The organism is Leadbetterella byssophila DSM 17132 (genome assembly GCF_000166395.1).
GTDB classification, from domain to species: domain Bacteria; phylum Bacteroidota; class Bacteroidia; order Cytophagales; family Spirosomataceae; genus Leadbetterella; species Leadbetterella byssophila.
The window spans coordinates 1,124,972-1,150,900 of record NC_014655.1; the positions used below are offsets into that span (position 1 = coordinate 1,124,972).

Genomic DNA, 25,929 nt, shown 5'->3' on the forward strand with positions numbered 1-25,929 from the left:
TGGCAAATTTATTCAATCTATCTTGTTAATTAATGTACATATCTACTGCTTTATCCAATTCCTCGCTAATCACTTTGGCGTAAATCTGCGTAATACCAATGTCTGAATGATCTAACAGCTTTGAAACATATTCTATCCGCATACCATTATTAAGGGCATTTGTAGCGAATGTATGACGGCTCAAATGGAACGATAAAGTAAACGGTAATTCCATATCCTTACCTAATCTACGCAATTTCTGACCGCATAGAATATTTTTTGCATTGATGATATACGCCTGATAATCGGTATCGGCATCAAACCTTTCTACATCTTCAATTATTGGAAAAACAAAATCACTCGGTAATGAAATTTCGGTTTTGTATTTGTTTAAAATGTCAATTGCAATCTGACCGATTTTAAAATTGTGGTTTCTTCCTGTTTTGCGAATGGTCTTTGTAATGCGTTGCTCTTTCTTGTTGTAATGTTCCCATTTCAAGCTTACTACATCACTAAAACGCAAGCCACCTGCATACACCGAAAAAATGAACATATCCCTAAATACTTCGTCCTTTCCTGTGTATTCGATTTTAAAATTGCGTAGCTTTTCTACCTGCTCTTTGTTCAGAAATAAACGTTTTCCTTTATCACGTTTGACACGAACTTTTGAGAATGGATAAATATGTTCGCCTATAATATCTTCCCTTTGAGCATCACGAAACATTACGGATAAAATCAACAAAGAATAATGTACCGTAGTTGGTCCGTTCTTCAAATTGTTGGACATATGATTGATGTAATCCTTTAACATCGTAACGGTAATATCATCAAAGTATATTTCCCTGTGTCCGATAAATTTTTCAAATTTGGCTACATACTGTTTGTAATTTCTGTAAGTGGCAACCGATACCGTTCCTTTGATACGCTCGCAACGGTTGTAAGCATATTCAAAGAAGTTTGCCATATCCTTACCCTTTATTGCTTCTTTGAGTTTACGGGCTGATACGGATTTTCTTTTGCGTTCGTGGTCTGCAACTGTTCCCTCTGCATCGGCAATCTTTTGAGCAAGAAAGGCGTTCATTCTCGCACTATTGGCGTGGCTCTTCTTTATCTTCTGCTTATCATCGTCCCATTCGGTACGTTTCAGCTTTACACCTGTTGCTACAAATTTGGCATTGCGGTCTTTTATAACACGCAGGTACAAAGGGCTGTGCCCTGTTTTGTCTTCTTGGTTTGTCCGAAGTACTAATTTTATCGAAGCCATAAAATAAAGTATTATATTTGTTGTACTAAAAAAAGCAATCGGGTGCAAACCAATGAAACTCTTTATAAATCAGCTATTTTAAAGCGGTGCAACCTGATACAAAGATACAACATTTGGTACAACAAATCTAACATTTAGTTGCTTTTTACTGCATTATTTTGTTCTTTCTTACTTTATAACTTATTGATAATTATGTATTTGAATGCAAAAGGCGACATATGATTTAATACTTTTAATAACATTGTATTGGCAAAAAAGCGGGTTCAGTGCTTAAATGAGGTTTCCTGCTTCGTATCAAGTTCAGTGCTGGCAGACAGTTTAGTGCTTCGAAATCCGCTTCTTCGCCAAGCGCCAGTGTAACCCTCCCCTTTTTAGGACATAGTATAATTAAACAAAGATATTGATTTATTGTTCTTCCAGCAGGGGGAGCTAGCTCCCCCTGCTGGAAATGAAGTGCTCAAATTTTTAAACTTTTCCGGGGTGAATCCTCCTAGCGATTCATGCGGTCTTTGGGTATTATAATCCTTCATAAATTCTTCTGCCAGGATTCTGACCTGATGGATATTTTCAAACACATAGGCGTCCAGTATAGATGCTCTAAAAGTTCGGTTAAAACGTTCAATATATCCATTCTGAAAGGGCTTTCCGGGCTGGATATAAAGGAGTCTGATGTCATTCTCTCTACACCAGTCAGCCAACACATTTGCAACAAATTCAGGGCCGTTATCAACTCTGATTTGGGTAGGCTTACCTCTATATGCGATTAGATCCTCCAGACTTTGAACTACCATGTTCGACTGTATACTGAAATGAGCCTCTACGGTCAGAGCTTCCCGGTTATAATCATCGATGATATTCAAAATTCTGATCTTCCGGCCATTGCCAAGAACATCATGCATGAAGTCTATGCTCCAGGTATGATTGATACCTTCCGGCTGAATCAACGGTACTTTAACACGTGCAGGAAGCCTCTTCCGAGTCTTTTGACGAAGGTTTAGACCCAATAGAAGGTAAATCCTGCGGACACGCTTGTAATTTCATTTAAGGCCCTGATTCCGTATCCTTTGATACATCTTATCCTGACCCTCCTTCGGATGATTTTCGGCTAGACCTAGTAGCTTTCCTCTTACTTCTGTATCGTCTTTTACAGAAGAATAGTAATAAACGGAACGACTTAAATCCATGATCTTACAGGCCTTTTGAATGCTCATGCCATACTCGTTTACGATATAATTCACCACCACTCGCTTTTCAAAAGGCCCTAAAACTTTTTTGATAGTACGTCCTTGAGAACGGCATGATCCAGGGCCAGATCAGCATACATCTTCTTTAATCTGGCATTCTCCTGTTGAAGAGATTTTAGTTCTGCCAGATCCGTCCCACTCATCCCTGAATACTTCTTCTTCCAGTTATGGAAAGTGGCTTTGTGAATATTTAATTCCCGGCAGATGTCTTCTACCTTACGACCGTTCTCGTACTCTCCGAGTACTTTCACAATCTGATGTTCTGAGTGCTTACTCTTTTTCATTGTTACAAGTTAAATGTAAACCTTTATTGTTGCGTTTTAACTTGTCCTATTTTTGGGGAGGGTTACAAAATGGGGAGGGTTACACTCCCACCCCTCGCCGGTCGAATTGTTTCATGCCTACGGACAGCCTTATGACCAATCTTATAAAAAAGAGAGCTGGAATAGGCAGGCTTTGAAATAGGTCTCTAAGCGTTTGGGGTAATTTTCTTCAAAGACATTCATCACAATTTTATGTCCAGTTGAATATGCTCGTATGACTGTAATAACGGAGTTTCTGCGGCACACCTTTAAGTATTAAATGTATGGTAGCGACAATAGTAAAAATTGCTGGCTACTAAAAATCACGACCATAACCGCCAGATTAGACCCATTATATTTTTGCTAATGCTTATGTCCCTTGATCTTGAAAACGAGTACTCATAAAACCTTATGAATCAAGTATTACCTATTATCTACAAACATTTATCTCTGCACCACCAGTAGAAGCATCTAAAATAGAAAAACCGTTCGGTGTATTTTGTTGTTTACTATTTTCATAAATAGCATAAACGTCCTTTGATAAATTAATACTTTTATAATGTTGTACACTTACAAAAAGGGATTCTAATCGCGGATGATTGCATAAGTCCAGTTTTTCAATCTCTAGTTGATATAGATCTCCTCTATTTATAATTTGCAGGTATTTCAAGTTTGTATTTTGCGAGATATCCAAAATTCTGGTGTCTCCATTATAGCTAAGATATTCTAATTTTGAGCATTGTGAAATATAAATTTTATCCAGGAGATTAGTATTCATTAGAGGATGAGGACTGCGAGTAAAATTTATCTTTTTTATTTGCTCACAGCCGTTAAAATCGACGACTTTTATTCGGGTATCATAGGTTTCAAATACTTCTAAGCGGTTGTTTGCCGATAAGTTTAAAGAATCAATCTTTTCTGTGGGAAAAACAACATAAAGCTTTTTCAGATTTTTAAATGCATTTACATCACTCAGTTTCTTTACTATAAGCTCAGTTCCGGTTTTTTCTTTGTATTCCTTTTTTAAGATAGGCATTACTTCAAAATACCTGTTATATATTGGCCCATAATATTTTACCTCCTCAGAATTAACTGCCAAAGAGACCGGCTTGCCCAAAATTTCTATTCTGTCAGCGTCTTCTACAGATATTTTCCCATTCATTTGATTATCCGTATCCATACCTTGGGCAATTAGTTCTGCCTCAAGCCCTGCGTCTTCCAGTAGGATGTAGGGCTCTTTGGTTGGACTTGGTTTAAGCAGGGTAATTTTTATGCTGTCTTCCCTTGAAATAGGCTCCGTAGGTTCTGGTACAGTACTACTGTTCTCGCTACAGCTTACTACAGCTAAAACAGCTATTGGAATAAAGAATAAGATAAGCTTTTTCATTATTTTGCGAGAGCTTCTTGCCCCAAGTTATTAATGAAGTATAATAAGTTTTTTAGTACTGACCTTTTCTCCATCAGTGATTCTGACATACAAAAAATCAAAATCACTTGTTTTGCCTAATAAATTGCGTTTGATAATCCATTTGTTTTCCCCGGATTTTGTTTTCTTTAAGGTTTCAGTGTATAAAACCTTACCATTATCATTAACTACTTCCAAAACGACATCTTCTAAAGATTCATCTAATACCTCATATTCAATGCTTAAATCCTCATTGGCAGCAATGGGATTAGGGAATATAGTCATAGTTGACTCATTACTTACTCTTGCTCCGGAAACACCTATAATATGTCCGTAAGGAATAATTGAAATTCTACCGGTGTTGTCTTTTACATATCCGGTAAACGAATTATTGCTATAGTTCATTGTAAAGTTGGGGGTACTATTTGAAGCAGCTTGATTGAAGTTGCTGGAAGTATTTGCATGCCATTGATGACTAACATAGGAAACACCTGATGGAGCTTGTAAACTTACTGTATAACTTCCTGAAGAGCCGGTAATGATAGGTTTAGGAATAGGGGTAGGTAACACAGGTGCTTTGGTTAGTGCATCAGAGGAGGGCGATGACGCAAAGAGACCTAGCCCAATCCAGTAAAGTGCGGTTCCATTAAAATGCGTTGCATCAGCTTGGCGGCCCATAAATCCAACAGAAGATGCGTAATTATCTGTATCTTCTGCCAGCGAAATATAGGAAGAATTACTTGCCTGTAAATTCTCCTGTTGTTTAATAACATTTGCATTCACATCGTTACTCCCAATTTGCACCGGGCTTGTAGGAGCTGTTCCTGTCCACGAATATAACCAGCTTTGAGAAGGTGGGTAGAGGTAATAGTGATTATTGACTATGTTTTCATGTAGTGTACCGGAAGATGATAATTCTTCAGCAATTAAAGAGGTTCTAAAAATAGTCCATTTTAAATTGGGTAATATTACTCTGGATTCGTCAATTATAGCTTTTAATTTAGTCCCGTAATCCTTTACGTTATAACCAGTGGGGACGGGTCCTTGCCAACTATAAACACCGGCATTATGTAAATTTGACAATGTTTTTGTTTCAGCCTCTCCCTGATGCCAAATGACTGTCCTCACACCAAACATTCCTCCATAAAAGCTAAGAACGTTTTTAAACACTGTAAATAGTATATCATACTCATTATTAGAGTCCCAGGGAGTATTTGAAGGATAGTCTGTAAAGTTTGGAATAGAATATGGATTATTGGAATTATTTAAAGGATTTGTATAGGTGCTATTAAAGAATCCTTTGGTTTTTTTCATAGACCCCTCCCAATTGTTGATACTTGTTCCTGCTATTGCCGCATTATAAAACATAATTGGAACTGGAGGTTGAGTAGTATAATTACCATTAGTTGTGCTAAGAGGCGAAGCACTATGAGTTTTAGCCAGTCTCTCGCCCAACCAAAGGTAATACCATGTCCTAGTGCTATTAGGACCGATCCATGGATTATTATTAGCGGGATTGGCAATATCTGTTGTATATCGAAGTAGGCCAAAAACTGGACGCTCCAGATTAACATAGTCGGATACATATCCCACACCTCCGCCCCAATAGCCTATATTTTGAACATTTTTAAGAGAACCGATACAATCATAAGTATTATTAACCGCTGAATATCCAAAGCCTGTTGCCCCGTACCCTTGAGCATTGCTTTGCCCTGCTATAACAAATACTTCTCCTACTCCAAACTTTATTGACTTAACAACACTATTTGAACCATTTTTTACATTTAACTGATACCAACCGGTTGGCACATTTAATGTGAAATAAAAGGTATAGCCAACACTTGTACCTATTCTGGTCTTCTGTGAACCACTAAATGTTGTTGGGCTAATATAAGCTCCTAAATCTACCCCATCAATTCGCAACCTTCTTATTTCGTAAGTTGAATTATTTGTTGTTCCAGATCCGCTTGCATTTTCCGTAAATTCTCCCGCAAATGTAACTGTGGCAGTAGCTGCGGCCGAATTTGAACTTCTCTGAAAAACTGCCCTGTCTATAGGAAATGAAATGTCTTGCGAATATGTATTTGATGTCGCTGCTATCAAAAAAACAAAAAGTATTATGGCTTGTTTCATGTCTTTAAACTATTAGTGTTGAAATTATTTAGTCAAATAGGCCCTAGTATTAATTAGGGGAATATTAGATTGGTACGATGAATTAATTACCTTAATAAATTCATTGGCGATTACTGCATGTCCAAATGAAGAAGGAGTAAGGCCGTCAGCTGAAAAGAAATTTCCGTTGGGGTACTTAGGATCTACCACTACACCATCATCAGTGACATATTTACCCTCTCGGATCTTTTCATAAAGCGTATATAGGTCGACTAAAGGCAGATTATTTTGTTGGGCCAATTTTTTCAACCATTCATTATAAATCCTCACTGTCCAGCGTTCTTCTACTCCTATTACATCTTCATCCAGAATTGGATTATCAACACTTAATCCCTGAGAGCTGCTACCCTCCAGTATTTCGTAAAGACGTTCCGATGGTAGAAAACGATCTCCTTCCTGTGCTATCCTAACATCATTTTTATTGTATCGTTGGATAAAAAACTCTGATCCAAAGTGCTTTTGCAGTTGATGATAACTGTAGGTATTGTAGTAGGGCAAATTGAAAACTTCCGGTACATTGGCCATGATACCCTTCGCTCCCCTTTTTTATAAGCAATTTTAAAATTTTATCCTCCGGGAAATAGCCTTCTCTGTCATAGGTTAAGAAACTAATGTCCTGCAGGTAGGTCCCGCTATTAAACAGTTCTATAAAATCCTGCATACCAAGTTCATAAGTGAAAAAATCCACTTGCTTTAAGCGGGTTTCAAGAACTTCATAATAGTTATGGTTTTTTTCGCTACCGCTCTCAAGGAACCTATCTAAATGGTTAAATTCTCTTTTGCTAAAAGTCGGAAGCCAGTCGTTTTCCGTATCTTTTTCCGAAAGAGCCAGACTTAACACCTTGAGATGGGGTATGGCAAGGTTGTCTACATTGGTGGTAACTTTGGGTAGTTTGCTATTTCTATCTGCATCATCAAAATCTTTAATTTCGTCATAATACAGCAGGCCCTCTTTGCTGATGGCAACTGTCTTTCTCCCAGTTCCATTTCCTTCGAGCAGAGGTTGTCTAAAATCTTTGATACCCATTTGTTGTGCAATTAAAGCTGGAAACGAAGTCTGTTGTGCTACCGTATAGACGCCACCATCACGTACTCCCGCCGACAAAGTAGAGCCGACAGCTACATAAACCGGTGAAGAGCCATTGGCATTAGTAAGCTTTCCCAAGTCAGGAGTTTAAGCATGAGAACTGTTAAAAAATAGGCTAACAGTGAAAGTGAGCGAAAGAAAAATTTTGTTCATAATCTATATATTTTTAAGTTTATGCATCTGCTAAGGCCAGATTTTTTGCAGCAGCTCTTTACCTAATTGCCCAAGCTTCAGTGCGTAATCGCCTTCCAATACAGCAAAATCCAGAACACCTGTGTTACCGGTTGTGGATTGATCCAATGAAAGACCATCAGTACTGAGGAGTTTATCATGGATATATTCCGGAGCTTTCCGATCCTGATTAATCAGAAGTCCTTCCAAGGTATAATGCTCACCAGAAACTTTACCACACGAAAACCTAGCTACAAAAGCTAGCACTAAAAAACATAACGGATTTACTTTAATAATGTACATTCTTATAAATCACTATAAAGTGAATTATAAATTTATGGCCTTTAAAGTGTAAAAGCAAATTATTATGTTGTCCCAATAGCTCGATAAAAACTTGGACACAAAACTAAGTTAATAATTAATTAGATTTGTGTATGTCAAAGCATAGGAAAACGTGGTCTTCAGAAGAAAAGGAGAAGATAGTACTTTACTCAATTGAGCATGGGGTTAGTGTTGCTTCAAGGGAATTTGGGGTGTCGTCTGTAAGTATTTATAGTTGGAAAGAGAAGTTTGACCAACTGGGTAAGACAGGTTTACCTCCAGGGTCGATGTCAGATTCTGAGCGTGAGTTAAAACAATTGCGTCGAGAAAACGAAGCTCTTAAACGGATCGTGGCCGAAAAAGAGTTAGCTATTCAGATTAAAGATTCCCTTTTAAAAAAAAGTCAATCCCTAAAGAAATGAAAATCATGGTTGTTGACGAGTTTTTAGAGCAAGGGAAGCCAAAATCAATAGTGTTGAAGCATGTAGGGTTAGCTAGAAGTAGCTATTATTATACATCTACTGGCACAAAACCCGGTAAAAAGATCTCTCAGTTTGTCTATGATTTAGAAAACAACAGGCATGATTTGGAGTATGTTTTGCAAGAAACCAAGAAACTTTTGGAGGGAGAATTTGTGGATTACGGTTATTATAAAACCTATCGCTATTTAAACCAAGAAAAGGGGTTAAAGATAGGTGCTTATAGAACCTACAAACTCATGAAAGAGCATAATTTACTGAAATTTCAACGCAATAATACCAAAAGAACTAGCCGAAATTGGGTAAAAGACCTCGTCCCTAATGTACAAAACGAATTTAGTTTCCTTGAATTTGACATTAAGTATGTTTATATCCAAGGAACACGCTCAAATGCACAAGTCTTGACCGTTTTAGATGTTTTTTCAAGATGGCAACTTGGACAATACATCGCAAATTCTATTAAATCAGAAGATGTAATTAGACTTTTTGAGCAAATTTTTGAAACTTATCCTATGCCTAAGCAATTTATCGTAAGAAATGATAATGGTTCTCAATTTGAAGCAACAATAGTTCAGGAATATTTAAGACAAAAAGGAGTTAATCAGGAATTTACGAAGCCTGCTACTCCGCAACAGAATGCACATATTGAGTCCTATCATTCAATCTTAGAGAGTGCTGTTTGTCAGAGATTTGAGTTTGAAGATTTGCAAGATTTCAAACAAGTGATGCATAGATGGAAAAAATTTTATAACTTCGAAAGAATACATGGAGGTTTACAATATATGTCTCCTCGAAAATTCCTCGAATCAATACAAGTAGAAATAGACCCTACGTGGTAAAATAAAGTAAATAAACTGTCCAAGTATTTGCGTTTAAGACACCAATATTCACGGTCAAGAAACGTCCAACCGATTTCCACTATTCCGGGGCCCCAGGGCTTATATCTGCTGGTTCCAACCGTCTTCCCTTGCCATACTATTACCAAAGCATTCCCTGCTTCATTGAACCAAACCTTAAATCCTTCAAGTGTTTGAAGGATGCTGTTCCCATAAAAGGGGATCTGAAGATATAGCCCAAAGGGCATCGAAATCATCTTCACGTAGTGGACGAATCAGTAATTCCCCTTGAGTAAGTGTAGGTTGCATTTCAAATTCTTTTATATACTTCTTCAAACGGCACTCTTAATTGGGTCCTACGAACACCTGCCTCCGTCCGGATTCCACAAGGAATGATCATATTGACACTTGAGCCGTAAGGAAGGTCCAGGATCTTTTTGACCATTTTACTATCAAAACCCTCTAAAGGACAAGTATCATACCCTTGCCCGGCCATGGCTATCATAAAGTTTTGTGCGGCTAAGGCACAAGATTTATGCACTACAGCATAGATTTCCTCTTCTGAAACCTCCCTGGTCATGGGTTGGAACAAACCTACTACTGACGCTATAATTTTCCGTAGTACCCCAAGTAATCCTACGAATCTTGCATATAAGAAGGGCATCAAAAATCCGTAATATCGCTTCCTGTTCTTTCTTCTAGGCTCTTTCCTGTCTTCCGGAGAATATCTTTCTATGTCCTCGTACTCCAGCTTTAGCATTTCCTTGCTCCGCCGGTAAAACAAATCCTGTCTTGTCACAAAAACCACCACTTCCTTTGCCGTCTTCATGGAATTCTGATCCAAACAAGCACGTGTAAGAGATTTCATGGTTTCTTTATCTGTTACATGATAGAATTCCCATAATTGCATATTACTGCTATTCGGTGCTAAACTCGCTAGCTCCAAACATCGTTTTACCTTCTCAGTGGAGATCTCCTTTTCAGCGTCAAATTCCCTTGTAGATCTTCTGTATAAAATTGCTTCCTCAACCGTCATAGTACTTTGCAAGACATCCACCAAATTACGCTTAATTTTGAACACTTTATGGCAGAAATGAATTTTAGCCAAATTTTTATTTCAAAAATCCCATATCGTGCCTAACCGCCAAAAGTTGTTTGGTCGCCAAAAATTTACCTTTTATCAGACGGCGTGGACACCATCTCTATACAATAGAATTTATACTACATAAATACTTACTTTTCTGACATGTTAAGGAAAGTATTCTTCATACTGATGACCTCTGGAGCCAGTGTAATGGCGCAAAATGATTTATCTTTTAAAGAGGTCTTACACATGGCCCAAGAAAATTACGGAAGAATCAAAGTAAGGCAATGGAATGTGTCTTCCGTGCAGAAAGGGATAGATTTAGCCAAGAGACAAGCTCTTCCTAATTTAAATCTTGGTGCTCAGCAAGACTTTGGCACTATAAACGGCCAATTTGGGGCCTTGTATCCCTTTGGAGGTCTATCTGCCAGTTCAGCTGGACCTACACTGGAGGAACAAAACTGGCACGCCGCTTTTGGGGCCTTATATTTAGCAAATGTCAATTGGGACATTTTTACTTTTGGCAAGAACAAAGAAAGAATACATGTAGCTGAGCAGGAAACTGAGGTGGAGTCAGCTATCTTACGTCAAGCCATTTTTGAACACAGGGTTAAGGTCGCATCTACTTATTTGCAATGGATAGCTGCTGAACGGCTCACTTTAGCTTACGAAAGGAACTTAAGCAGAGCTGACTCTTTGGTCACATTAATAGAAGGAAAGGTTAGTGGAGGGCTTATACCGGGTGCGGACCTGAGCATGGCAAAAGCAGATAGGGCAAATGCCTCTATTTTGCATATAAGGGCACTTGAACAAAGTCAATCTCTAAGAATTGAACTGCAAGAACTTCTAGGCAAAGACGGAGTATCATTTAACCCAGATCCTCTCATTTTATCAAAAACACCTTTCAGTAGAGATGGAGATGCTGTACATCCGGAACTAGAATGGAGAAGAGCCTTGGTTCAATTAAATGAGGCGAAAAGACGGTACCAAAGAAGCCTGCTCTATCCGTCTATCAACGTGGTGGGCTTGATACAATCCAGAGCTTCAGGGTTTAAACCTCAATACATTACGGATCAGACACAATATTCTACAGGCTACTTCAGCGGGATTTGGCCCAATAGGACCAATTACCTCTTTGGAGTGGGGCTGAATTGGAACTTCACCCAAAGCTATAGAACCAAAAGCCAAATTCAGGCCCTTGAAATCTCAGGAAAAGCCTTAGAGATGGAAGAAGTGACCCTAGCTCGGAGGTTGGGTTACCAGATGGAATTAGCTGAAGTAAAATGGACCAATGCACGGAGAATAGTAGAAGAAGTCCCTGTCCAATTAGAAGCAGCAAGAGAAGCTTTTGGAAGGAAATCTGCTTTATATCAAAACGGACTAGCAGATTTATATGACGTCATACTAGCTCAAAATGCCTTAAACAGAGCAGAAGCAGAGAAGGAAGTAGCGCAAGTGAATGTTTGGTCAGCTTTACTTTTAAAGGCAGCTGCCAGTGGAGATTTTAGCATTTTTGAAAATAACCTGGAATGAACTTAATTCGTCTAGCACTAAGAAAACCTATTACCATCATGGTTATAGTAGCCGGTCTATTCTTTTTTGGAGTAAGGGCGGTGAACACCATCAAGATTGATATTTTCCCCAAACTAGATCTTCCGGTGATCTACTTTGCACACCCCTTTGGAGGCTATTCTCCTCAGCAAATGGAGTCTTTCTTTGCTAAGCAGTACATTAATATTCTACTTTATGTTAACGGTATAAAAACCATAGAAACAAAGAACATCCAAGGTTTGACTTTGATGAAGATCAGTTTCTATCCAGGCACGAATATGGCACAAGCTGCAGCGGAGCTCAATTCCTTCTCCACGCGTATACAAGCCTCCTTTCCCCCTGGATCAAACCCTCCCTTTATCATTCGTTTTGATGCTTCTACATTACCGGTAGGACAAATGGTATTGAGTAGTGAGAAGAGATCAAACAACGAACTTCTGGATCTAGCTAACGTTTATGTGCGCTCCAGCTTTACATCTATACCCGGAGTGGTATCTTCCCCTCCTTTCGGTGGAAACGTTAGGACCGTGGTCATTAATGCAAATCCGGAGTTGCTACGTGCTTATAATATCACTCCTGATCAGGTAGTTGAAGCCCTAAGAATTAATAATACTATAGCCCCCTCGGGTAATGCGCGTGTAGGTGACAAATACTATATCACCCCTACGAACAGCATGATTAAGAACATCAAAGACTTTGAAAATATACCTTTGTTTAAAGGTACTGTTCAAAACCTTTATCTGAAAGATGTGGCCACAGTACAAGACGGTGCGGATATGACGGCCGGCTATGCACTAGTAAATGGAAGAAGGTCTGTATATTTGAGTATTGCCAAAAGTGCGGATGCTTCCACCTGGGAAGTGGTTAAGAAACTAAAAGCTTCTATTCCAAACATCCAATCTAACCTACCAGAAGACGTAAAGGTAACGTACGAATTTGACCAGTCGAGATACGTAATCAATGCCGTTCGTAGTTTAATGACTGAAGGAATCATAGGGGCTCTTTTAACGGGCTTGATGGTAATCCTCTTCCTTGGGGATCTCAGAGGAGCACTTATAGTAATCCTCACCATTCCTACCTCTATCATATCAGCGGTACTTTTCTTGAACCTCTTTGATCAAACCATTAATATCATGACCTTGAGTGGTTTGGCGCTTGCCATTGGGATCTTAGTGGATGAAAGCACGGTGACCATAGAGAACATTCACCAGCACCTGGCCATGGGGAAAAGTAAATCACTGGCCATATGGGACGCCTGTAAAGAGATTGCCTTCCCTAAACTTCTTATTCTATTCTGTATCCTAGCCGTGTTTGCTCCTGCGTTCACCATGGAAGGGATTCCGGGATCATTGTTCTTGCCTTTGGCCCTGGCTATAGGTTTTAGCATGGTCATCTCCTATTTCCTCTCTCAAACCTTTGTGCCTGTACTGGCCAACTGGATCATGAAGGATCATGTAGGACACACAGAAGAAGGCTTTTTTGATCGTTTCAGAGAAAAGTATATCTCTTTGATCAAAAAATTGATGCCTCAGCGCAAGCTTATAGTAACATTATATGTTCTAGGACTTGGACTCCTGTCCTATTTTCTGCTAGGGAATATCGGTAGAGATGTATTGCCCCAAGTGAATAGTAGCCAATTCCAGATCCGAATGCGTATCCCGGACGGTACCCGCATAGAAAAAACCGAAAAGGAAACCATTAAACTGCTTGAAACCATTGAAAAGGTAGTGGGTAAGGAGAATATCAGTATAACTTCTGCCTACGCCGGAGGACACCCCCAACTCTTCTCCGTGAACCCTATCTACTTGTTCATGGCCGGATCTCATGAAGCGGTACTGCAAATAGCCCTGAAGGAACCTTATAAGGATGGCATTGATGCCTTGAAGAACAAGATTCGTGAGGAAGCAACAAAGGTGAATCCTCAAATGAAGTTATCCTTTGAACCCATAGAATTGACGGAAAAGATCTTGAGTCAGGGCTCTCCTACTCCTATAGAAGTACGTTTCTCCGGAAGGAATAAAGCCACCAATGAGGAATACGCTAGGAAAGTGGAGAAAGAACTAAAAAAATTGCCTATGCTGAGGGATGTTCAGATTGGGCAATCCTTGAGGTATCCTGCCCTGAACATTGAGATTGACCGAGTGAAAGCCGCTCAATTAAATCTGGACATGGCTGAAATCTCCAGGACATTGACAGCAGCTTTGTCATCCTCCAGATATACGGATAAAAACATGTGGACGGATACCCAAGGAGGTTATTCCTATAGTGTACAAGTTCAAATCCCTGAATATCTGATGAACAGTAAGGAGGAGATTGCGGCCATTCCTTTGCAAAAGGGAAGCAGTAGGCCTAATCTAGGAGACGTGGCCGTAATTACAGAAACTCATACTTACGGTGAAATTGATAACCTGGGAGCTATTCCCATGCTGACAGTGACGGCTAATTTAGATCATTCCGACTTAGGGTCTGCTTCAACTGAGGTAAAAAAGGTTTTAAATAATATCGGAGAACTACCAAGGGGATTAAAAGTAGAAATGATAGGTCTTTCCCAAACCTTAGATCAGACCTTAAGCAGCTTACAAAATTCCTTGTTTATTGCCATAGTGGTCATTCTGCTTATGCTGGCGGCTAACTTCCAATCTTTCAAGGTGTCCACTATCGTTTTGGTTACCGTCCCCGCTGTATTAGTGGGTGCTTTAGGCTTTTTAATGCTATGTGGATCAACGCTGAACCTACAGTCGTACATGGGTATTATCATGTCTGTGGGAGTTTCTATTTCCAATGCCGTATTATTGATTACAAATGCCGAGCAGTTAAGAAAAATAAATGGAAATGCCATGCACTCTGCCATTGAGGCGGCCAATGTACGTGTAAGACCTATCATCATGACGGCCTTAGCTATGATAGCAGGTATGATCCCCATGGCCTTAGGTCACGGCGAGGCGGGAGGACAGGTATCTCCTCTTGGAAGAGCCGTAGTGGGCGGCTTGTTCTTTTCCACTATTGCGGCCCTATTCGTATTGCCTTTAGCCTTTGCCTGGGGTCAGGAGAAAACAGGTACGTCCAGCGTATCACTAGATCCAGAAGACGAAGAGAGTTTAGTATATGTTCCAAAATCTGTCATATAAATGAAATTAAGATATACCTATTCCCTACCCCTATTTGGACTCTTGGCTTGCCAATCAGCAACAGAAACGCCCAAAGAGGAATCCTTACCTTCCTATGAATTAATTCAGCCAAGTTCAGAATTAAATGTATCTGATCTGAGCATACCCGGAGAATTGCAACCGTTTTATTCCGTGGATTTATATGCAAAGGTCACGGGATTTGTGCAGAGGATACTCGTGGATGTAGGAAGCGAAGTTAAACAGGGCCAACTTCTCGCCCTACTCGAAGCACCGGAAATGAAAGCGCAAATCAATGCTGCAGAAGCCAAGTTACATGCACAGGAAGCCGTTTATGCTGCCAGTTCTGCAACTTTAAGGCGATTGGAGGAGACAAGTAAGATTCCGGGAACCATTGCTCCATTAGAATTAGAACTAGCAAAAGCGAAACAACAAGCAGATCTTGCTCAACTGGAAGCGGCCAAAGCTGCTTATAGAGAAGTGAGCCAAATGCAATCATATTTAGAGATTAGAGCACCATTCAGCGGAAGTGTGACCGCCAGAAATATAGCTCCTGGAGCGTATGTAGGTCCAAACGGACATGGACCGCTCCTGACTTTGGTACAAGATCAAAAACTACGCTTAGTAGTACATGTCCCTGAAACTTATGCAGGGGCTATCTCTTCAGATTCTCCTATACACTTTACCATACATTCTCTCCCAGGAAAAGAGTTTCAAGGTAAAGTGAGTAGAAATGCACAAACTTTAGATCAGAAATTCAGGTCTCAAAGAATTGAGATTGACGTTCCAAATGAAAATAAAAAGCTACTTCCGGGAATGGTAGCTCAAGTGAAGATTCCACTCCAAGGTGCACAGACCGGATATTCTATTCCTAAAACAGCGGTTCTAACCTCCACAACCGGAGTTTTCGTTATTAAAAAAGATGGTAATGAAGCGAGATGGGTACCAATAAAGACGGGACTTTCAACAGATTCTACCGTTCTGATTACAGGAGAAATTCAACCTCAGGACAGATTAGTTAAATATGCCACAGAGGAAGTACGGGACGGACAAGTGTTGATAGAAAAGAAATAAAAAAAGAGGACGTCTCAAAACCTAAATGAGGCGTTCTCTTTGTTTTCAATTTATTTAGGCTGGGATTTCTTATTTGATTTTTTATATTCCAACCTCAGGAGGTTGAATTTGCAAATAGTATTGAAAAAGGTCTCTCAGGAGGCCTTTTTTCGTATATTTTGTGCTATGGCCAATAGGCCGAACTCAATTTCGACCTTATGCTTACCCCGAAGCATAAATCGTTTAAAGCCGTGATTGCTTTTTATGTTTGCAAAGACGGGTTCCACATCGTAACACCTTTTCTTTCGCCTTTTTATTCCTTCTTCACTGTTAAGAAGTTCATAGGCCTGCTTCCGCTGTCGCTCCAGTCGTTCATTGACTTGGACTATCCGATTCCCTTCCATCTTATTACAAGTTCCGTTTAGTGGACAATGCCCGCAATTTTGGGCTTGATATTTTCTTGAGGTTTGTTCAAAACCTGTGCTGGTCTTCCTTTTACTCTCTCCAATGAAATTCATTTGCTGACCCATCGGACAGATGAAACAGTCTTCTTGGGCATTGTAGAATAGCTTATCGGTACTAAATGGGTCCTGGTTATTGGTGTTCTGCTGTCGGTCAAAGAGATTGTATTTGATGTAGGCCTTTACTTTTTTGCCTTCCAGTAAGGTATAATTTTCCTCAGAACCGTAGCCTGCATCTGCCGTGATAACTTTGGGAGCTTGCTGATAGCTTGCTTCATGCTGAGCTATATGCGCTGCCAGAGTGGTGGTGTCGTTGGGGTTGGGGTGAATCGTGTAATTTACAACGAATTGGTTGGAGCTGGAAATTTGAACATTGTAAGCCGGCTTCAATTGCCCATTCCTCATGTGATCCTCCTTTAACCTCATAAATGTGGCTCCCTCATCCGTCTTGCTGTAACTGTTACGCTCTCCAAGAATCTGCTCCTGTTCTTCGTATTTGCCCATGTTCTGTGGAAAGTGTTTGGTGGCATAACTCAGTTTGCCTTTCACCTTCTTGTCAATATCTTTTTTCTTGCCCAAAACCTCATTGAGCTTATCGACGGTAGACTGTACTTTTTCTCTAGTAATGGTGGTGAAGTCAGGGGGATCGGGAAGGTTATCCTCTTTGCTGGCAACACTTTGAGCATATTCCCAAATGCCTTTCAATTGCTGCTTCATCTTCTCTTTATTGGTCGCAATAGCCTTTTTCCAAACAAAGGTGTAACGATTGGCATTGGCCTCTATTTTGGTCCCATCAACACAAACCTCTTCAATACTCAAAAGTCCTTCCTGGGCTAAAAGCTTAACTACTTCTTCGAACACACTTCGAAGACTTTCTCGAAGGCGGTCACTTCTGAAACGGTTAATGGTGTTATGGTCAGGATAGCTCATGCCGCTTATCCACATAAAATAGATACTCTCTTTACAGGCTGCCTCTATCTTCCTGCTCGAATATACATTGCTTACATACCCATAAACCAACACTTTAAGCAGCATCTGAGGATGATAACTGGAGGCACCGGTCAATTTATACGAAGCATGCAGAGGAGCGAGGTTAATTTTATTAATGACCTCATTGACCACCCGTACCGGATGATTCTTGGGAACCAGTTCCTCCAAACTTGGAGGCAATAGCATCATTTGCTGCTGGTCGTAAGGCTTAAAAGTGGGTTTTCTTGATGCCATACCCTTGATTTTTTATACCTAAATATATGAAAATCAGGATAATAACGCAAGTTTTAAAGAGAAAATGTGAAGCCAAATCTAAAAAAAACCTCGGCTTCAAAATAAAAACGAGGGTGCCTTTATGAGACACCCTCTTTCTGTTTAGGCTAATACCTTTTGAACTAGTTCTGCTGCTTCTTTCAACTTCACCGCTGAATAAACTTTCAAACCTGATTCATTAATTATTTTAGCTCCTTCTTCTGCGTTAGTTCCTTGTAAACGAACCACGATAGGAACAGGAATTTCTCCAATCTTCTTATAAGCCTCAACGATACCGTTAGCCACCCTGTCACATCTTACAATACCACCGAAGATGTTAACGAAGATTGCTTTTACATTTGGATCTTTAAGGATCAAACGGAATCCGGCTTCAACAGTTACAGCATTAGCTCCACCACCTACGTCAAGGAAGTTTGCAGGCTCACCACCGTATAATTTGATGATGTCCATGGTAGCCATAGCAAGACCGGCACCGTTCACCATACATCCTACGTTACCGTCTAGTTTTACATAGTTAAGATCACTTTCAGAAGCTTCCACTTCCATCGGATCCTCTTCAGACTTATCTCTTAATGCCGCTAAATCAGGATGACGGAACAAAGCGTTATCATCCAAGTTTACTTTAGCGTCTACCGCTAAGATCTTATCGTCAGAAGTTTTTAGAACCGGGTTAATTTCAAACATAGATGAATCCGTCTCATCGTAAGCTTTGTAAAGGGAAGTCAAGAACTTCACCATTTCTTTATTGGCATTTCCGGTAAGACCTAATTTATAAGCTACGTTTCTGGCTTGATAACCCTGGAAACCTACTCTAGGATCAATCCATTCTTTGATAATCTTTTCAGGAGTGTGCTCAGCCACTTCTTCAATGTCCATACCGCCTTCTGTAGAGGCCATGATGACGTTGCAGGCTTTCGTACGGTCAAGAAGAATAGAAACGTATAATTCTTTAGGTTCTGAATCCCCAGGATAGTATACATCCTCAGCAACTAAAACCTTGTTTACTACTTTACCTTCTTCTCCCGTCTGAATAGTCACCAGCGTATTACCCAGCAGATTTGAAGCAATGGTCTTTACATCCTCGGCGGATTTTGCCAATTGAACCCCTCTTTGCTCGGTTCCTCTGATCTTTCCTTTACCTCTACCACCGGCATGGATTTGAGACTTCACAACGGCGAACTTAGAATTGGTCAGTTCCGATATTTCTTGGTAGGCCTTTTCCGCTTCTTCTACCGTTGATGCCACTACCCCTCTCTGAACTCTTACCCCATATTTGGATAAAATTTCTTTACCCTGGTACTCGTGAATATTCATAAATAGCTAATTAAAAATTGAACTTTTCTAATTTTTTGCCAAATTAGCAAATTATTGAGCGCCAGAAAACAAAATTCAGCAAAATTTACGATTAATTTTATAGGGACTTCCCTTACAAATACATGCTAGAAGGAATAAATATACATAAAAAATACGGAAATCTGGAGGTTTTAAAAGGAATTTCCCTACAAGTTCAGGAAGGGGAAATCGTCAGCATAGTAGGCTCTTCCGGAGCCGGCAAAAGCACCCTCCTCCATATTTTAGGCACTCTAGATCAAGCAGATTCCGGACAAGTTATTTTGGATAAAACAGAGTTAACCGAACTCCCATCTGCTGAACTTTCCAAAGTTAGAAATGAGAAGATAGGCTTTGTCTTTCAGTTCCATAACCTGATGGCGGAACTGACCGCTGAAGAAAACATATGCTTACCGGCCTGGATTGGAAATAAACCCGAAAGGGAAATAAAAAACAGGGCCAGGGAATTGATGCAACTCCTAAATATCGAAGGACGAGCGGATCACCTTCCTTCAGAAATGTCAGGCGGAGAACAACAAAGAGTAGCTGTGGCACGGGCATTGATCAATCATCCCAAGTACGTTTTTGCAGATGAACCTTCAGGAAATCTTGACACCAAAAATGCTGCAGAACTACATGAACTCTTCTTTAAATTAAGAGATAGTTTAGGGTGTTCCTTTATCATCGTCACCCATAACCTAGCTCTTGCCGAACGCTCAGACAGGATTATAGAACTTAAAGATGGCGCTATTGTAGCTTAAGAAATATGTGGGAGTACTACTATAAAGGTACTTCCTACTCCTAATTCACTTCTCACTACGATCTTTCCTTTGTGAATATCAGCAATTCTCTTACAGATGGATAATCCTATACCGTGCCCTTTATAGTTGGCAGCTGATGCAGTTCTATAAAAAGGCTCAAAAACTCTCTCCTGATCTTCCGCAGAAATACCTAAACCGGTATCCTTGATACTTACTATCACATTTACCTTGTTGAATTTGATTCTCACCTCTGCTGTCCTGTTAGATGAGTACTTACATGCATTTTCAAACAGGTTATTAAACAAGGTTTTCAATAAAGCCCTATTCCCCAAAACCGTAAGATTTTCGTCTTCTTCTACTATCTCTTCAAAATCAATAAAGATAGAAAAGTCATCAAATTGACTCAATAGCTCTTCCTGTACCTCAAACAGAACTTCATCTACCCGCACCGGTTTATGCATTAGATTAGTATCTCCCTGTTCTGATTTGGCCAGCTGTAAAAGTCCATTGATCAACTGAATCATCCTTTGGTTATCTTGATCCAAAGAATGCAGGATTTGTCGGTACTCTTCCGGTTCCCTATCCTTTTCCAAAGCAACCTGAATCTCTGATTTGATAGCGGCTAAAGGGGTCCTTAATTCATGTGAAGCATTACTCACAAAACTCCTTTGCATCTCAAATGCCTGGTCAATCCTACTGAGCATTTGGTTAAAATTGGTAGCCAATTGAGCTATCTCATCCCGGTTATTACCTGTGCTGATCTTCTTTTTGAAATCTCTACCGGATATAGCTGATACTTCTTGATTAATCCTAGCAATAGGTTTTAGCGCTTCCCCGGCAAAAAAGAAGCTCAGAATCACCGTCAGAGTAATGGCAATAACCAAACCCCAAATCATGGCATTCTGGATGTTCTCCAGTTTAGCATCGCCGTAGGTGTCCGTAGCTTGGGCAAGGATCAAGTAGATTTTCCCATCCAATTCATTCGGAATCACCAAACCTACCACCTTCTTTTCTTTGTACTCGCCAACGTATTCTCCCTGTTCCCTAATTCTTTCTAATAAATCCGGGCTGTATTTGATGGTTTCAGCGTCCGTATTGGAATAGGCTATTTCATTCTTCTCATTAAAAACCAAAACCTCCGCAGCATATAAGGTAGATAGGGTATTTTTATCTACAATCTTAAGCAAACGCTTGTCTACGTTAGCTTCCTTGATTAAAAGCTTAGCCGTGGTTTCCGCCCTATCCTTCAAGTAATTAGTAAATTCCCCCTTAGTATAGTTTCTGATCAGAAAATAGAGAGCTACGGAAAACAGAATCAGAATAAGTGCTACAATCAAGCTAAACTGAAAAGCTATTTTGGTCCTTATCTTCATTATTCCTCTGCTATAATATAACCCATACCGGTCTTGGTGTGAATCAACTTCGGTATGAAGTCCTTATCTATCTTCTTTCTTAAGAAATTAATATACACTTCCACCACATTCAAACTTTGCTGATTATTCGGTTCCCAAAGCGCGGATGAAATCTCAGCTTTAGACACTACTTTACCCTTATTTTTGATGAGATATTCTAATAGAGAAAACTCCTTAGGAGTCAAATCAATCTTTACCCCATCTCTCATCACGGTTTTCCCGTCTAAATCCATCACCAAATTAGCGATCTTCAAGGTATTTTCCTGGCTGGCGCCAGCTCCGGCATTTCTCTTGATAAAAACATTTATCCTGGCCAAAAGTTCTCTGAAGTCAAAGGGTTTTACCAAATAATCGTCAGCTCCACGTTCAAATCCCTCTATCTTATCTTCCGTCTCCCCTAAAGCCGTAAGCATAATGATAGGAATAGAAGGTTTCCTTTTCCTCACCTCTGAACATACCTCGTAACCGTTTAACTCCGGTAAGTTTAAGTCCAATAGTATCAAATCATAAGGATTTGATATGGCCAGTTTTACACCTATCTTTCCATCATAGGCTATCTCGGTGTCAAAACCCTTCTCCATTAGCCCTTTGCTAATATTCTGGGCTATCCGGAGATCATCCTCCACAATCAAAATTTTCTTGATATCACTCATTTTAACACCAAAAGTTTCCTAAAGTTAGAAAAAATCTACGACACCCTTCTCTGAAATAAAGCGGCAATTCCAATAGTCAAGGCCGCGCCAATAGGATTTAACCACAAAAACGCTAAAACCTGATGCTTTTCCACGGCATAATACCATAGGACGATTACTAAAATCTGCGCAATTAAAGCCCCGTAAAATGCTGCAGTACCTCCAATCTTCTTGATATAAAATGCGATCAAAAATACACCCAGTATCACTCCATAAAACCAAGATCCAATTACGTTCACTAATTCAATCATGCTAGCACCAGTGTGCTGAACCGCGATAGCCACCAATACTACCAATACCCCCCAAATCATGGTCAAACCTTGTGTAACACGTACTTCCTGGGTATCTGTCCAACTCTTCACCTTACTTACTTTCAGAATATCCGTCACGGAAGTGGCTGCTAATGCAGAAAGTGCAGACGCAATGGCGCCTAAAGATGCACAAATGATCACTGCCACTAAGATACCTACGAAACCATGAGGCAATCTATTCATCACAAAATTCAGGAACACAAAATTGATATCCTTGTCATTCCCATTATTCATCTTCACCAGTGCTGAGGCCTGAGCACGGAGTTCATTCTCTTGAGACAAGACCGCATTAAGTGAGCTAGTCAATTGCTCTATCTGTGCTTCCTCCTTTTCCTGATAAGCCCTCTGTAATGCCTGTGCCACTTCCCTTTTTTTTAGAGAGTTCTCCACAGCAGAACTCTCTATGGCTGCATATTTTCCTGCATATTCCGAATTCTGAAGTCTTTTTACTTCTACGCTGTTGTGAAATACGGGAGTATCATGATAGAGATAAAAGATGAACACCAAAACACCTATCAGGATGATAAAAAACTGCATAGGTATCTTAACAAATCCGTTCATCATCAAACCAATTCTACTCTCCCAGACAGATTTTCCCGTCAAGTATCTTCCTACTTGGGATTGATCTGTGCCAAAATAAGACAACTGTAAGAAGAATCCTCCTACTAATCCTGACCAAAGATTGTATTTCGACTGTGGATCTAAACTGAGAACGTTCATCTTCCCCGTCTTACCGGCCATCTTCAGACCATGGATGAAATTTAGATCTTCCGGTAAAAGTGCTACAATGAAGAAGAATGCCACTACAAGGGCCACTGTCATAAACATCATCTGCTGAAAATGGGTATGAGATATGGCTTTTGTACCACCAATAGTAGTAAAAAGTAGTACTATTCCACCAATAACCAGATTAGTACTGGTTAAGTCCCACGCAAATAGTGTAGAAACAATAATGGCCGGAGCATAAACAGCCAGACCGGTAGCTAGCCCCCTGCTCAGTAAGAATAAAAAAGCAGTGAAGATTCTTAGTCGGTTATCAAATCTACTCTGAAGATATTCATAAGCCGTATATACTTTCAATTTATGGAAGATGGGCACGAAGGTTATACTCAAAACAATCATGGCTAATGGCAAACCCAGATAAAACTGTACGAAAGCCATTCCATTAGCAAACCCTTCTCCTGGCCCAGACAAAAACGTGATGGCTGAAGCCTGAGTAGCCATCAAAGAAAATCCTACATGATACCAGGGTAAAGACTGGTTACCGAGAAGATAGGCTTCTAAGTCTTGATTTTTTCGGTTCTTGTAAATTCCATAGAGCAGTATAATAGCAAAGGTTGAAAATAAAAGTATCCAGTCTAGGGTATTCATACTATGAGAAGTACTGAGTTAGCCAATAAAAAAATAGAATCTGTATGATCAGAAAACAGATCTGCCACCCGTACATTTTTTTAATATTCCTCTCCATTAGTTTAAAACGGCTAGCATTTCTCTTGCTTTATTTAACAATTCTGAACTTGGATATGAACGAACAAAATCTGTGAGAGCAATCTGATACTCATCTTTTGCTCCTAATTTTGCCAATGCATATATTCTTAAGAGTGCCATTTTGTCTTCTAAATGAGACCCAACGTACTCATTCATACCCTCTTCTAATGTTTTAAGAGCTTCTTCCATCTTCCCACTTTCATACAAGTTATAAGCTGTTTGATAGATCCTTTGTGCGGCCACCTCTCTATCTTGAGTCATAACTACAGAGCCTTTTCTCATTTGCCTACCAAAAGATGTCATGGGATATTCTTTCAGTAGCCTTTGGGCATATTGATTTTGTAGTGGATTTGATTGACTTAGTGCTAAGAAATATAAAACCTCAGGCTCATAGCTGGACTTAGGAAACTGCTCCAAGAATTGCTTGAAACTCTCGTCAGCTTTCTTCTCATCCCTGAACTTTTGCTTGTAAATCTTGGCAATCCTAAAAGCCGCTTCTTCTTGTTTTCTTCTAGACGCTATCTGCTGAATCTTAGTTGTGGGTATCCGCTTTTTAAGCTCTTTTACTTCCTCCTCAATAATCTTAGCTTCGTTAAGTTCCTGATTTAACCCGGGCTCTGGAGTAGCGCTAGGAGCAAGAGCTATGGGCTGTTCAACCATTTTCCTTTCCGTTTCACTAAATACAAAGGTCGTATTTGATTTTTCCTGTCTACGCCAATTGTCCTCTAATTTTCTATTCCCCCAAAGGCGAACAAATTCGTTCTTTTCTAAGGATAAAGTCCTACCATCATATAATCTCCATTTGGGTCGTAAGGTAGGTCGAGGTCTATACACTTGCTCATCTTTAGGAGTCTGGATATCGACCTTTCTTTTTGCCTTGACGATCTCTTCCAATTTTTGATCAAGAACTTCCGGTTTTAAGGCAGCCAATCTTTGTAAACTGTCTTCCAAATCATAAACCTTCTTGTACTTGATGAATTCATTCAAATACATGGATTTCTCCAGAATATCAGTTTTATTGACATAGTCCTTCGGAAGTGTAATTACTGTACTATCATAATAGGCCGCTGCCTTTTCATAGTTTAAAAAATCCTCCAGATACACATCTGCAATAGCACTATAGGCTAATCCCTTGTTAAACTTATCGGCCCCAGAATAGGCCACTGACTGCCCAAAATAATTTATAGCACCATTTGAATCTTTCTTTCTTCGGGCGGTTTCACCCATCTTATAGTAAATCTTATGAAGGAGATCCTGATTCTTTCTATCCTCCAGCATCTTACTGAATTGTAAATCCGTATTGTGGGCTAAGGATTCAGTGGACATCAAGCCTAAATTAGAATGGAATATCAAATCATAATTGGGCTTACTTTTCAAGACCGCTTTATAGTGCTGACGAGCTACTAAGGTTTCTCCAAGATTTTGATATAATTGTCCTAACAGATAATGATACCTAGCCCTTTCATCTCCCTTCTTCATTCTTTTAAGTGCCTCTTCCAAAAAAGCTATGGTGAAGGCATCTTCTCCTTTCATTTGATGATAGTAAGCCATATTGAGAAGATATGCTGCGAGATTAGCTTTATCTAAAGGACGATTTTTCAAAAGATTAGATAATTGATCCGCATTCTTAAAATCTCCTAACTCAGTGTAAGCCCTCAACATACCGGTCATAGCAGCAGTCTTCTTCTCTTCTGAGGCGGCTACTGTATTGAGATACTTGTAGGTCTCTATTGCATTTTCAAATTCACCCTTATAAATACGGGCCTCTCCAATTAAGAGATAGGCTTCATCCAAATATTTACTATTACTGTGCTTTTCAGCAATCAGCGAAGCCTTTTTGATGGCATCCACCAGATAGTATTTGGCCGTATCCAGTGATGTAGAATCTATTGGGCGGAAAACAGGAAGTACATCTTCGTAGTTCTCAGCAAACTTCCTCTTAGTAAACTCCTGTGCCACTTCAATGTCCTCTCGAGCTATCAACAAGGCATTGAATCTAGAATTAAGATTATGCCAAGATCTACTTGTCAGCCCATTGCTAAATTGGGAGCAAGCACTACAGATTAGCATGAGGACGAAAGGATATAAGACTCGCACGGATAGAAATATGTTTCTCAAACCTGTATAACGAAGAAATGG

20 protein-coding genes and 1 pseudogene are annotated in these 25,929 nt (G+C 39.8%); 6 read left to right on the forward strand and 15 right to left on the reverse strand.

The annotated features are described in order from the left end of the window. Positions 1-25: 25 nt before the first annotated feature. The 7 genes and pseudogenes from LBYS_RS05400 to LBYS_RS05435 all read right to left on the reverse strand — a co-directional run bounded on the left by LBYS_RS05400 (position 26) and on the right by LBYS_RS05435 (position 7,927). A complete protein-coding gene (locus tag LBYS_RS05400) occupies positions 26-1,243 on the reverse strand; it encodes a site-specific integrase (protein WP_013407866.1) in 1,218 nt (405 codons plus the stop codon). Between the two features lie 371 nt (positions 1,244-1,614). After that, positions 1,615-2,771 (reverse strand): annotated as a pseudogene (locus LBYS_RS19925) (IS3 family transposase). Positions 2,772-3,219: 448 nt separating this feature from the next. Beyond that, positions 3,220-4,176: a hypothetical protein gene (locus LBYS_RS05415; RefSeq protein WP_013407867.1), complete on the reverse strand. Its 957-nt coding sequence runs from the start codon at positions 4,174-4,176 to the stop codon at positions 3,220-3,222. Positions 4,177-4,206: 30 nt separating this feature from the next. Further along, entirely contained in the window at positions 4,207-6,327 is a 2,121-nt protein-coding gene (locus LBYS_RS05420) for a hypothetical protein (RefSeq protein ID WP_013407868.1), read from the reverse strand. Between the two features lie 24 nt (positions 6,328-6,351). Beyond that, the gene (locus tag LBYS_RS05425) at positions 6,352-6,864 is read right to left on the reverse strand and encodes an SGNH/GDSL hydrolase family protein (protein ID WP_041823455.1); all 513 of its coding nucleotides are present in this window, start codon (positions 6,862-6,864) and stop codon (positions 6,352-6,354) included. After that, on the reverse strand, positions 6,785-7,531 hold the full coding sequence (locus tag LBYS_RS05430) for a hypothetical protein (RefSeq protein ID WP_041823456.1): 747 nt from the start codon (positions 7,529-7,531) through the stop codon (positions 6,785-6,787). Before LBYS_RS05430 ends, LBYS_RS05425 begins: the two co-directional genes overlap by 80 nt. Positions 7,532-7,636: 105 nt before the next feature. Beyond that, the gene (locus LBYS_RS05435; RefSeq protein ID WP_013407869.1) at positions 7,637-7,927 is read right to left on the reverse strand and encodes a TonB-dependent receptor; all 291 of its coding nucleotides are present in this window, start codon (positions 7,925-7,927) and stop codon (positions 7,637-7,639) included. A gap of 131 nt (positions 7,928-8,058) precedes the next feature. Here LBYS_RS05435 and LBYS_RS05440 point away from each other — a divergent pair, with 131 nt between their 5' ends. Both LBYS_RS05440 and LBYS_RS18200 read left to right on the forward strand, forming a co-directional pair. After that, positions 8,059-8,367, forward strand: coding sequence for a transposase (locus LBYS_RS05440; RefSeq protein ID WP_013407870.1), 309 nt, complete (start codon positions 8,059-8,061; stop codon positions 8,365-8,367). After that, positions 8,364-9,263: a DDE-type integrase/transposase/recombinase gene (locus tag LBYS_RS18200; RefSeq protein ID WP_049781326.1), complete on the forward strand. Its 900-nt coding sequence runs from the start codon at positions 8,364-8,366 to the stop codon at positions 9,261-9,263. Before LBYS_RS05440 ends, LBYS_RS18200 begins: the two co-directional genes overlap by 4 nt. Positions 9,264-9,446: 183 nt before the next feature. Here LBYS_RS18200 and LBYS_RS19430 read toward each other — a convergent pair whose 3' ends face one another. Further along, positions 9,447-9,569, reverse strand: coding sequence for a GNAT family N-acetyltransferase (locus LBYS_RS19430; RefSeq protein WP_013407872.1), 123 nt, complete (start codon positions 9,567-9,569; stop codon positions 9,447-9,449). Between the two features lies 1 nt (position 9,570). Next, complete coding sequence (locus LBYS_RS05455; RefSeq protein ID WP_229310466.1) at positions 9,571-10,341, reverse strand: nitroreductase family protein; 771 nt, start codon at positions 10,339-10,341, stop codon at positions 9,571-9,573. A gap of 165 nt (positions 10,342-10,506) precedes the next feature. Here LBYS_RS05455 and LBYS_RS05460 point away from each other — a divergent pair, with 165 nt between their 5' ends. From LBYS_RS05460 to LBYS_RS05470, 3 genes are read left to right on the forward strand one after another with little or no spacing between them, the layout of a single operon-like run. After that, positions 10,507-11,877: a TolC family protein gene (locus tag LBYS_RS05460; protein WP_013407874.1), complete on the forward strand. Its 1,371-nt coding sequence runs from the start codon at positions 10,507-10,509 to the stop codon at positions 11,875-11,877. Further along, positions 11,874-15,023 (forward strand): efflux RND transporter permease subunit, encoded by a 3,150-nt coding sequence (locus LBYS_RS05465; RefSeq protein ID WP_013407875.1) that lies wholly within the window; start codon positions 11,874-11,876, stop codon positions 15,021-15,023. The genes LBYS_RS05460 and LBYS_RS05465 overlap by 4 nt, the downstream gene beginning before the upstream one ends. Continuing rightward, complete coding sequence (locus tag LBYS_RS05470; protein WP_013407876.1) at positions 15,024-16,094, forward strand: efflux RND transporter periplasmic adaptor subunit; 1,071 nt, start codon at positions 15,024-15,026, stop codon at positions 16,092-16,094. 134 nt (positions 16,095-16,228) lie between these two features. Here the strand turns inward: LBYS_RS05470 and LBYS_RS05475 are convergent, their stop codons facing one another. Both LBYS_RS05475 and sucC read right to left on the reverse strand, forming a co-directional pair. Then, positions 16,229-17,758, reverse strand: coding sequence for an IS1182 family transposase (locus LBYS_RS05475; RefSeq protein ID WP_013407181.1), 1,530 nt, complete (start codon positions 17,756-17,758; stop codon positions 16,229-16,231). 141 nt (positions 17,759-17,899) lie between these two features. Beyond that, positions 17,900-19,111 carry an ADP-forming succinate--CoA ligase subunit beta gene (gene sucC, locus LBYS_RS05480; protein WP_013407877.1) on the reverse strand — a complete coding sequence of 404 codons (1,212 nt, stop codon included), beginning with the start codon at positions 19,109-19,111 and terminating at the stop codon, positions 17,900-17,902. A 122-nt stretch (positions 19,112-19,233) separates the two neighbouring features. Between sucC and LBYS_RS05485 the strand changes: the two genes are divergently transcribed. After that, complete coding sequence (locus LBYS_RS05485; protein WP_013407878.1) at positions 19,234-19,887, forward strand: ABC transporter ATP-binding protein; 654 nt, start codon at positions 19,234-19,236, stop codon at positions 19,885-19,887. Here LBYS_RS05485 and LBYS_RS05490 read toward each other — a convergent pair. The 4 genes from LBYS_RS05490 to porW all read right to left on the reverse strand — a co-directional run bounded on the left by LBYS_RS05490 (position 19,884) and on the right by porW (position 25,860). Next, positions 19,884-21,260, reverse strand: a complete 1,377-nt coding sequence (locus LBYS_RS05490) for a sensor histidine kinase (protein WP_013407879.1) — start codon at positions 21,258-21,260, stop codon at positions 19,884-19,886. The two genes, LBYS_RS05485 and LBYS_RS05490, sit on opposite strands and share 4 nt — an antisense overlap. Continuing rightward, the gene (locus tag LBYS_RS05495; protein ID WP_013407880.1) at positions 21,260-21,952 is read right to left on the reverse strand and encodes a response regulator transcription factor; all 693 of its coding nucleotides are present in this window, start codon (positions 21,950-21,952) and stop codon (positions 21,260-21,262) included. The genes LBYS_RS05490 and LBYS_RS05495 overlap by 1 nt, the downstream gene beginning before the upstream one ends. 35 nt (positions 21,953-21,987) lie before the next feature. After that, positions 21,988-23,673, reverse strand: coding sequence for a sodium:solute symporter family protein (locus tag LBYS_RS05500; protein ID WP_013407881.1), 1,686 nt, complete (start codon positions 23,671-23,673; stop codon positions 21,988-21,990). 96 nt (positions 23,674-23,769) lie between these two features. Further along, positions 23,770-25,860, reverse strand: a complete 2,091-nt coding sequence (gene porW, locus LBYS_RS05505) for a type IX secretion system periplasmic lipoprotein PorW/SprE (RefSeq protein ID WP_041823457.1) — start codon at positions 25,858-25,860, stop codon at positions 23,770-23,772. Between the last annotated feature and the right edge of the window lie 69 nt (positions 25,861-25,929).